The 10,452-nt window shown below is 70.8% G+C and carries 6 protein-coding genes; 4 read left to right on the forward strand and 2 right to left on the reverse strand.

Annotated elements, in window-relative coordinates; all coding sequences use genetic code 11:
- Positions 1-161: 161 nt before the first annotated feature.
- Together gltB and AB0J12_RS37165 are read left to right on the forward strand one after the other, a co-directional pair.
- Entirely contained in the window at positions 162-4,769 is a 4,608-nt protein-coding gene (gltB, locus tag AB0J12_RS37160) for a glutamate synthase large subunit (RefSeq protein WP_363269169.1), read from the forward strand.
- The gene (locus tag AB0J12_RS37165; RefSeq protein ID WP_363269171.1) at positions 4,762-6,225 is read left to right on the forward strand and encodes a glutamate synthase subunit beta; all 1,464 of its coding nucleotides are present in this window, start codon (positions 4,762-4,764) and stop codon (positions 6,223-6,225) included. The genes gltB and AB0J12_RS37165 overlap by 8 nt, the downstream gene beginning before the upstream one ends.
- A 156-nt stretch (positions 6,226-6,381) precedes the next feature.
- Here AB0J12_RS37165 and AB0J12_RS37170 read toward each other — a convergent pair whose 3' ends face one another.
- Positions 6,382-7,305, reverse strand: coding sequence for a rhomboid family intramembrane serine protease (locus AB0J12_RS37170; RefSeq protein WP_363269172.1), 924 nt, complete (start codon positions 7,303-7,305; stop codon positions 6,382-6,384).
- Between the two features lie 148 nt (positions 7,306-7,453).
- Here AB0J12_RS37170 and AB0J12_RS37175 point away from each other — a divergent pair, with 148 nt between their 5' ends.
- Entirely contained in the window at positions 7,454-8,179 is a 726-nt protein-coding gene (locus tag AB0J12_RS37175; protein ID WP_363269173.1) for a VWA domain-containing protein, read from the forward strand.
- A gap of 19 nt (positions 8,180-8,198) precedes the next feature.
- Here the strand turns inward: AB0J12_RS37175 and AB0J12_RS37180 are convergent, their stop codons facing one another.
- Positions 8,199-8,663, reverse strand: coding sequence for a MarR family transcriptional regulator (locus AB0J12_RS37180; RefSeq protein ID WP_363269174.1), 465 nt, complete (start codon positions 8,661-8,663; stop codon positions 8,199-8,201).
- A gap of 112 nt (positions 8,664-8,775) precedes the next feature.
- Between AB0J12_RS37180 and AB0J12_RS37185 the strand changes: the two genes are divergently transcribed.
- On the forward strand, positions 8,776-10,221 hold the full coding sequence (locus AB0J12_RS37185) for an MFS transporter (protein WP_363269175.1): 1,446 nt from the start codon (positions 8,776-8,778) through the stop codon (positions 10,219-10,221).
- The last annotated feature ends 231 nt before the right edge of the window (positions 10,222-10,452 follow it).

Here is a 10,452-nt window from a genome sequence, read left to right on the forward strand (position 1 = left end):
TGTTGGAACGGAGTATCCGGTTCCCGAGAACCGCTCCATCATGTAACCTGCACGAAATTTTGAGACACGCAGAGGGCCAACGTCGTCCCTCGGCACTTGCTCCCCCAGAGCCTGAAGGCCTGGGAGGTGCCCCCAGCCACTTGACGACGACGGGAGAGCCGATGCGTACGCCGCGCCAGCCGTCCCAGCATTCCACGGACCGCTCGAACTGGTCCTTCATGGATGCTCGCCCTGCTGCGCAGGGTATGTACGACCCCCGCAACGAGCACGACGCCTGCGGCGTCGGCTTCGTCGCCACCCTCACCGGCGAGGCGTCCCACACGCTGGTCGAGCAGGCCCTGACGGTCCTGCGCAACCTGGAGCACCGCGGTGCCACCGGCTCCGAGCCCGACTCGGGCGACGGCGCGGGCATCCTCTCCCAGGTCCCCGACGCGTTCTTCCGCGAGGTGGCCGGATTCGAGCTGCCCGAGGCCGGTGCCTACGCCGCCGGCATCGCCTTCCTCCCGGAGGACGGCGCCGCCGACGCCGTCTCACAGATCGAGACGATCGCCGCCGACGAGGGCCTGACCGTCCTCGGCTGGCGCGAGGTCCCGGTCGCCCCGGAGCTGCTGGGCGCCACCGCCCGCTCCACCATGCCCCTCTTCCGCCAGCTCTTCGTCACCGACGGCGCCGCAGTACCTGCCACGGGCATCGCCCTGGACCGCAAGGCGTTCGTGCTGCGCAAGCGCGCCGAGCGCGAGGCGGGCGTCTACTTCCCGTCGCTCTCCGCGCGGACCATCGTCTACAAGGGCATGCTGACCACCGGCCAGCTCGAGCCCTTCTTCCCGGACCTGTCCGACCGCCGCTTCGCCTCCGCGATCGCGCTCGTCCACTCGCGCTTCTCCACGAACACCTTCCCGTCGTGGCCGCTCGCGCACCCCTACCGCTTCGTCGCCCACAACGGTGAGATCAACACCGTCAAGGGCAACCGCAACTGGATGCGCGCCCGCGAGTCGCAGCTGGTCTCGGACCTGTTCGGCTCCTCCGGGAAGACCCTCGAGCGGATCTTCCCGGTCTGTACGCCCGACGCCTCCGACTCCGCGTCCTTCGACGAAGTGCTCGAACTCCTGCACCTCGGCGGCCGTTCGCTGCCGCACTCCGTGCTGATGATGATCCCCGAGGCGTGGGAGAACCACGACTCCATGGACCCGGCCCGGCGCGCCTTCTACCAGTTCCACTCCACGATGATGGAGCCCTGGGACGGCCCCGCCTGCGTCACCTTCACCGACGGCACCCAGGTCGGCGCCGTGCTCGACCGCAACGGTCTGCGCCCCGGCCGCTACTGGGTCACCGACGACGGCCTCGTCGTCCTCGGCTCCGAGGTCGGCGTCCTCGACATCGACCCCGCGAAGGTCGTCCGCAAGGGCCGCCTGCAGCCCGGCCGGATGTTCCTCGTCGACACCGCCGAGCACCGCATCGTCGAGGACGACGAGATCAAGGCGCAGCTCGCCGCCGAGAATCCGTACGCCGAGTGGCTGGAGACCGGTGAGATCGAGCTGGGCGACCTGCCCGAGCGCGAGCACATCGTCCACACCCACGCCTCGGTCACCCGCCGCCAGCAGACCTTCGGTTACACCGAGGAGGAGCTGCGCGTCATCCTCGCCCCGATGGCCCGCGCCGGCGCCGAGCCGATCGGCTCCATGGGCACCGACAGCCCGATCGCGGCCCTGTCCGAGCGCCCGCGCCTGCTCTTCGACTACTTCACCCAGCTGTTCGCACAGGTCACCAACCCTCCGCTGGACGCCATCCGCGAGGAACTGGTCACCTCCCTGCGCTCTTCGCTGGGCCCCGAGGGCAACCTGCTGGAGCCGACGGCCGCCTCGTGCCGCTCGGTCACCCTGCCCTTCCCGGTGATCGACAACGACGAGCTGGCCAAGCTCATCCACATCAACGCCGACGGCGACATGCCCGGCTTCAAGGCCGCGACCCTCTCCGGCCTGTACCGGGTGCACGGCGGCGGCGAGGCCCTGGCCGCCCGCATCGACGAGATCTGCGCCGAGGCCGACGCCGCCATAGAGAACGGCGCTCGCCTGATCGTCCTCTCGGACCGCCACTCGGACGCCGAGCACGCGCCGATCCCGTCGCTGCTGCTCACCTCGGCCGTCCACCACCACCTCATCCGCACCAAGCAGCGCACCCAGGTGGGCCTGCTGGTCGAGGCCGGCGACGTCCGCGAGGTCCACCACGTCGCCCTGCTCATCGGCTACGGCGCCGCCGCCGTCAACCCCTACCTGGCGATGGAGTCGGTCGAGGACCTGCTGCGCGCGGGCACCTTCCTCAACGGCCTGGAGCCCGAGAAGGCCATCAAGAACCTGATCTACGCCCTCGGCAAGGGCGTGCTGAAGGTCATGTCCAAGATGGGCATCTCCACCGTCGCCTCCTACCGCGGCGCCCAGGTCTTCGAGGCCGTCGGCCTGGACGAGACCTTCGTCGAGAAGTACTTCAACGGCACCACCACCAAGATCGGCGGCGTCGGCATCGACGTCATCGCCAAGGAGGTCGCCGCCCGCCACGCCAAGGCCTACCCGGCCTCGGGCATCGCCCCGGCGCACCGCGCGCTGGAGATCGGCGGCGAGTACCAGTGGCGCCGCGAGGGCGAGCCGCACCTGTTCGACCCGGAGACGGTCTTCCGCCTCCAGCACTCCACGCGCACCGGCCGCTACGACATCTTCAAGAAGTACACGGACCGCGTGAACGAGCAGTCCGAGCGCCTGATGACGCTGCGCGGCCTGTTCGGCTTCAAGTCCGGCCGCGGACCGATCCCGATCGACGAGGTCGAGCCCGTCTCCGAGATCGTCAAGCGCTTCTCCACGGGCGCCATGTCGTACGGCTCCATCTCGCAGGAGGCGCACGAGACCCTCGCCATCGCCATGAACCAGCTGGGCGGCAAGTCCAACACCGGTGAGGGCGGCGAGGACCCGGAGCGCCTGTACGACCCGGCGCGCCGCTCGGCGATCAAGCAGGTGGCCTCCGGCCGCTTCGGCGTGACCTCCGAGTACCTGGTCAACGCGGACGACATCCAGATCAAGATGGCCCAGGGCGCCAAGCCCGGCGAGGGCGGCCAGCTGCCCGGCCACAAGGTCTACCCGTGGGTCGCCAAGACCCGTCACTCGACGCCGGGTGTCGGCCTGATCTCCCCGCCGCCGCACCACGACATCTACTCCATCGAGGACCTCGCCCAGCTGATCCACGACCTGAAGAACGCGAACCCGCAGGCGCGGATTCACGTCAAGCTGGTCTCCGAGGTCGGCGTCGGCACGGTCGCGGCCGGTGTGTCCAAGGCGCATGCGGACGTCGTGCTGATCTCCGGCCACGACGGCGGCACGGGCGCTTCCCCGCTGACCTCGCTCAAGCACGCCGGCGGTCCCTGGGAGCTCGGCCTCGCCGAGACCCAGCAGACCCTGCTGCTCAACGGCCTGCGCGACCGGATCGTCGTGCAGACCGACGGCCAGCTCAAGACCGGCCGTGACGTGGTCATCGCCGCGCTGCTGGGCGCCGAGGAGTTCGGTTTCGCGACCGCTCCGCTCGTCGTCTCCGGCTGCGTGATGATGCGCGTGTGCCACCTGGACACCTGCCCGGTCGGCATCGCCACCCAGAACCCGGTGCTGCGCGACCGCTTCGCCGGCAAGGCCGAGCACGTGGTGAACTTCTTCCGGTTCATCGCGCAGGAGGTCCGCGAGCTGCTCGCCGAGCTGGGCTTCCGTTCCATCGAGGAGGCCGTCGGCCGCGCCGAGGTGCTGGACGTCGAGCGCGCGGTGGACCACTGGAAGGCCCAGGGCCTGGACCTCTACCCGCTGTTCCACGTGCCCGAGCTGCCCCAGGGCGCGGTCCGCCACCAGGTCATCGCCCAGGACCACGGCCTGGAGAAGGCCCTCGACAACGAGCTGATCAAGCTGGCCGCCGACGCGCTGGCCGCCGGGAGCGCGACGGACGCACAGCCGGTCCGCGCCCAGGTCGCCATCCGCAACATCAACCGCACGGTCGGCACCATGCTCGGCCACGAGGTGACGAAGAAGTTCGGCGGTGCGGGTCTGCCCGACGACACCATCGACATCACCTTCACCGGCTCCGCCGGCCAGTCCTTCGGCGCCTTCGTGCCGCGCGGTGTCACGCTGCGCCTGGAGGGCGACGCCAACGACTACGTCGGCAAGGGCCTGTCCGGCGGCCGGATCGTCGTCCGCCCGGACCGGGGCGCCGACCACCTCGCCGAGTACAGCGTCATCGCCGGCAACACCATCGGCTACGGCGCGACCGGCGGCGAGATGTTCCTGCGTGGCAAGACCGGCGAACGCTTCTGCGTGCGCAACTCCGGTGCGCTGGTCGTCTCCGAGGGCGTGGGCGACCACGGCTGCGAGTACATGACGGGCGGTCACGCCGTCGTCCTCGGCGAGACGGGCCGCAACTTCGCGGCCGGCATGTCCGGTGGCATCGCGTACGTCATCGACCTGGACCGCGACAACGTCAACGTCGGCAACATCGACGCGGTCGAGGCGCTGGACGAGACGGACAAGCAGTGGCTGCACGACGTCGTGCGCCGCCACCAGGAGGAGACCGGCTCCACCGTCGCCGCGAAGCTCCTGGCCGATTGGGACACCGCCGTCGAGCGCTTCAGCAAGATCATCCCCAGCACGTACAAGGCAGTGCTCGCCGCCAAGGACGCCGCCGAGCGAGCCGGTCTGTCGGAGACCGAGATCACCGAGAAGATGATGGAGGCGGCGATCAATGGCTGACCCGAAGGGCTTTTTGAACCACGGCCGCGAGGTCGCCAAGTCCCGTCCGGCCGAAGAGCGCGTCAAGGACTGGAACGAGGTCTACGTCCCCGGCTCCCTGCTGCCGATCATCAGCAAGCAGGCCAGCCGCTGCATGGACTGCGGCATCCCGTTCTGCCACAACGGCTGTCCGCTCGGGAACCTCATCCCCGAGTGGAACGACTACGCCTACCGCGAGGACTGGTCGGCCGCGCAGGAGCGTCTGCACGCCACCAACAACTTCCCGGAGTTCACCGGCCGCCTGTGCCCGGCTCCCTGCGAGTCGGCGTGCGTGCTCGGCATCAACCAGCCGCCGGTCACCATCAAGAACGTCGAGGTCTCGATCATCGACAAGGCGTGGGAGACCGGGGACGTCGCCCCCCAGATCCCCGAGCGCCTGTCCGGCAAGACCGTCGCCGTCGTCGGCTCGGGCCCCGCGGGCCTGGCCGCCGCCCAGCAGCTCACCCGGGCCGGCCACACCGTCGCCGTCTACGAGCGCGCGGACCGCGTCGGAGGTCTCCTCCGCTACGGCATCCCCGAGTTCAAGATGGAGAAGCGGCACATCAACCGCCGTATCGAGCAGATGCGCGCGGAGGGCACCCGCTTCCGCACCGGCATCGAGATCGGCCGCGACCTGAAGGCCACGGACCTGAAGAAGCGGTACGACGCGGTCGTGCTGGCCGTGGGCGCCACCACCGCGCGCGACCTGCCGGTGCCGGGCCGAGAGCTCAAGGGCATCTACCAGGCCATGGAGTACCTGCCCCTGGCGAACAAGGTCCAGGAGGGCGACTTCGTGGCGCCCCCGATCTCCGCCGAGGGCAAGCACGTCGTCGTCATCGGCGGCGGCGACACCGGTGCCGACTGCGTGGGCACCGCCCACCGCCAGGGCGCGGCCTCCGTCACGCAGCTGGAGATCATGCCCCGCCCCAGCGAGGAGCGGCACCCGACGAACCAGCCGTGGCCGACCTTCCCGATCCTGTACAAGGTCACCTCGGCCCACGAAGAGGGCGGCGAGCGGATCTACGCCGCCTCCACCACCCACTTCGAGGGCGACGAGGACGGCAACGTGCAGTGGCTGCACCTGAGTGAAGTCGAGTTCGTCGACGGCAAGCTGACCTCCAAGCCGGGCACCGAGCGCAAGATCCCGGCCCAGCTGGTCACCCTCGCGATGGGCTTCACCGGCACCGACCGGGACAACGGCCTGGTGGAGCAGTTCGGCCTGGACCTCGACGAACGCGGTAACATCGCCCGCGACGCCGACTTCCAGACGAACGTCCCCGGTGTCTTCGTCGCCGGTGACGCCGGCCGTGGCCAGTCCCTGATCGTGTGGGCGATCGCGGAGGGCCGCTCGGCCGCCCGCGGCGTCGACCGCCACCTGACCGGAGCCAGCGACCTGCCGGCCCCGATCCGCCCGACGGACCGCGCCCTGGCGGTCTGACGGCCCTTAAGAACGTCCCGTACAACGGCGTGCGGAACACAGACGGCGCCTGCCCTGTCCCCGACCGGACCCTGGGCAGGCGCCGTCGCCTTTCTCCGCACACCTACGGCACCCGGCACGACTCCGCCCGGGCCCGGGGTGTCCCTCCGATCACCCTCACGCCGTGACCGACGTCAGCTCGACGAACTTGCCCCACGCGCACAGCGCGAGCAGCGCCAGCAGCGCCACACAGGCGCCCGCCTGAACCAGGGCGCGGTAGCGGTTGCGGGGCGCGTAGGCGTACGCCAGGGTCAGCGCACCGCCGGTCAGCAGGCCGCCGAGGTGGCCCTGCCAGGACGTCAGACCGGCGGAGACCAGCATCCACAGCAGCAGCATCCCCATGAACCGGTTGACCTGCCCGGGGTCGCCGCCCATGCGCCGGGCCAGGACGTAGTACGCCGCGCCGAGCCCGAAGACGGCACCCGAGGCGCCCACCGACTCGGTCGCCGGGTCGGCGATGAGCAGTTCCAGCACCGAACCGCCGAGCGCGGACAGCAGATACAGCGCCAGATAGCGGACCCGGCCGAGCAGCGCCTCCGCGACGCGGCCGATCTGCCACAGCGCGAACATGTTCATCACGATGTGGGCGATCCCGAACGCGCCCTCGGTCGGCGGCAGATGCAGGAACGCGCCGGTCAGCAGCCGCTCCCACTCGCCGGCCACGACACCCTGGGCGTGGTAGCCGCCCGGGAAGCCGCTGTCGTAGACGTAGTAGCCGCCGTCCGGGCCGACCAGCCGGGCCCCGAGCATCGAGAACCGCTCCACGATCCCCGGCCGCACCAGCTCGCCCAGATACGCGAGCACGTTCAGCCCGATCAGCACGCAGGTGAGCACCGGCGCCGCGGGCACCCGGCCGCCCACGACCGTACGGGCCTGCCGCACCGAGCGCGCGCCCTCCTTCACGCACTCCACGCACTGGTGGCCCACCGCCGCCTCGCGCATGCAGTCCGGGCAGATGAACCTCTCGCAGCGGGTGCAGCGGACGTAGGACTCCACCTTGGGGTGGCGGTAGCAGGTGGTGACGGTGGACTCGGGTTCCACGCCGGCTCCTCACAGAGATGGGACGGACGGTGAGCCGGTGGGGACGGCGGCGAACAAAATAACGAACGCCTGTGGAGGGCGGGATGCCAGGGGCGCGCGTGACATACCCTCGCCCCACCGGAACCACGAAGCCGAGGGGGAGAAGCGCGTGGCCGCGATCAGTCTGACCAAGGTGGAGGAGAGCGCACCCGCGCTGGTCAGCCTCTACAAGAACGCCGGGATCTCGCTCACCAAGCACGGCCTGGACGGCCTGAGGGCGGCCGTCTACCTCGTGGTCGACCACTCGGGCTCCATGAAGCCGTACTACCGGGACGGCAGCGTGCAGGCGCTCGCCGACCGCGTACTGGGCCTGTCCGCGCACCTCGACGACGACGGCAGCGTGCCGGTCGTCTTCTTCTCCACGGACGTCGACGCCGTCACCGACATCGCGCTCGCCGACCACCAGGGCCGGATCGACCGGATCGTGGCCGGACTCGGCCACATGGGCAGGACGAGCTACCACTCGGCGATGGACGCCGTCATCGACCACTACCTCGACAGCGGCGCCAAGGACCCCGCCCTGGTGGTCTTCCAGACCGACGGCGGCCCGACCGACAAGCTCGCCGCGGAGCGCTACCTGTGCAAGGCGGCGCGGCTGCCGCTGTTCTGGCAGTTCGTCGGGTTCGGCGACCCGCACAGCAAGCAGTTCGACTTCCTGCGCAAGCTCGACGACCTCGCCGTACCGGACAGGCGGGCGGTCGACAACGCCGGCTTCTTCCCCGCCGGCACAAACCCGCGCACGGTCTCCGACGCCGAGCTGTACGACCGGCTGGTGGGGGAGTTCCCGCAGTGGCTGGCGGCCGCCCGCGCCCAGGGCATCGTGCGCCCGGCCTGATCAGGCCCCTGGCGCTCCCTCAGGAACCGGTGAGCCGGGCCGCCGCAGCGCGCTGGCGCTCCGCCATCACCGCCAGGAACCGCACGACGGTGTCCAGTTCCTCGGTGCTGAACTCCTCGCACGCCTCGACGATGTCCCGGGCCCAGTCCTCGAAGAACACGGCGAGCTCACCGACCCGGTCCGCGTTCAGCTCCACCAGCACCCGGCGCTTGTCCGTGGGGTGCTTGACGCGCCGGGCGAACCCCTTGGACTCCAGGCGGTCCACCAGCCCGGTGACGGAGGCGGGGGCCAGCCCGGTCAGCCGCGCGAGGTCCTTGGCGGTGAGCGGGCCGTGCCGCTCCAGCAGGTCGAGGGTCTTCTCCTCGGTCGCGTTCAGCCCCTGCTTGGCGGCGATCGCCGAGTGGAACATCACCGTGACGCCGCTGTGCTCACGGCCGACGGCCATGAGCCGTCCCAGAGTCTCCGCGCGCTTCTCGTCCGACATGCTCCCACCCTACTAAAAATTTAGTTCGCCCGAACGAATGACTTGCGCTCACCCCGACACCCCTGCAACTCTTTCGTTAGTCCGAACGAAATAATCAATCCGGGGAGCGACCATGTCCAACTCACCGTCCCTGACCACACCCCCACCCACCACCACCTCGCAGCCCCACCCCCGCCGCTGGGCGGCCGCCGTCGTGATGATGACCGCCGCCCTGATGGACCTCCTCGACGTCACCATCGTCAACGTCGCCGTCCCCTCCATCGGCCGCGACCTCCATGCCTCGGCCGGAGATCTCCAATGGCTGGTCTCGGCCTACCTGCTCGGCTTCGGCGCCACGCTGATCGTCTCCGGCCACCTCGGCGACCGCTACGGCCGCCGCGGCCTGTTCCTCGCCGGCACCGCGGGCTTCGGCCTGGCGAGCCTGGCCTGCGGCATCGCTCAGTCGCCGGACCAGCTGATCACCGCACGCGCCGTGCAGGGCGTCATGGCAGCCGTCCTCGTCCCCCAGGTGATCGGCTCGTTCCGCACCCTCTTCGCCGGCGAGGAGCGCGGCGCCGCCTTCGGGATGTACGGCGCGGTGTCCGGCTTCGCCTCCGCGGTGGGCCTGCTGCTGGGCGGCCTGCTGACCGACGCCGACCTGTTCGGCTGGGGCTGGCGCTCGGTGTTCCTCGTGAACGTGCCCATCGCGGTGGCGACGTTCATCGGCGGTCTGCTGCTGGTGCCGCCCACGAAGGAGCGCTCGGCCGGACGCCCCGACGTCTTCGGCAGCGTGCTCCTCGCGGCCGGCCTGGTGGCGATCGTGCTGCCGCTGGTACAGGGCCGCGAGAACGGCTGGCCGCTGTGGGGCTGGCTGTGCCTGGCCGCGGGCGTCTGCGCGGTCGCGGCGCTCGCGATCGCCGAGGAGCGCCGCCGCACGACCCACATCACCCCCCTCCTCCCGGCCCGCGCCTTCAAACTCCCCGCGTTCTCCTTCGGCGTCCTGGTCCAACTCCTCTTCTCCATCGGCATGCAGGGCTTCTTCCTGGTCTTCGCGATCTGGCTGCAGGCCGCGGAGCGCTACACGCCGATGCAGGCCGGACTGGTGACGGTGGCCTTCTCGGCCGGCGGCTTCCTCACCGCGCCCGTCGCGGACTCCCTCGCGGTGAAGTACGGCCGGGTGGTGCTGGGCGCGGGCGCGCTGATGATGGCCGGCGGCTTCGGCTGGGTCTGGGCGGCCGTCACGGACGCCTCCGGCACGCACACGGGTGCGTGGCCGCTGGTCCCCGGCCTCCTCATGGCCGGCGCCGGCCTCGGCTTCCTCGTCGTGCCCCTGGTCAACGTGGTCCTGTCCGCCGTACCGGCCGACCTCGCCGGCGGCGCGTCCGGCATCTTCTCCACGGCCCAGCAGTTCGGGGGCGCGCTGGGCGCGGCGGCGATCGGCACGGTGTTCTTCGGCCACACCACCCACGGCCTGACCGACGCCCTCACCACGGCGATGCCCTGGGTCACGGCGACGTTCATCGCCTGCGCAACCCTGACGGTCGCGCTGCCGCGCCGGGCGGTGACGGGGGAGGGGTGACGGTGCGGTATCCGGTGCCCGGCGTTGGCCGGCCACCGTCAGCCGGGGCCGGCCCTTCGAGCAGGGGGACCCCCTGCCCACCCGTGAGGCGGCCGCCCGCAGCTCGCTGAAGGCGCGCGCCACGGCGTGGTGCACTCGCGTACGGCGGGAAGGGGACGGGGTGGGGGGTGTCCGCCCGCAGCGGCCGGCACCGGCACAGGGCGCCCCTCGTCGGAAACGGGCGGCCGGACC

The sequence above is a fragment of the Streptomyces sp. NPDC049915 genome (assembly GCF_040656475.1).
Classification (GTDB): Bacteria; Actinomycetota; Actinomycetes; order Streptomycetales; family Streptomycetaceae; genus Streptomyces.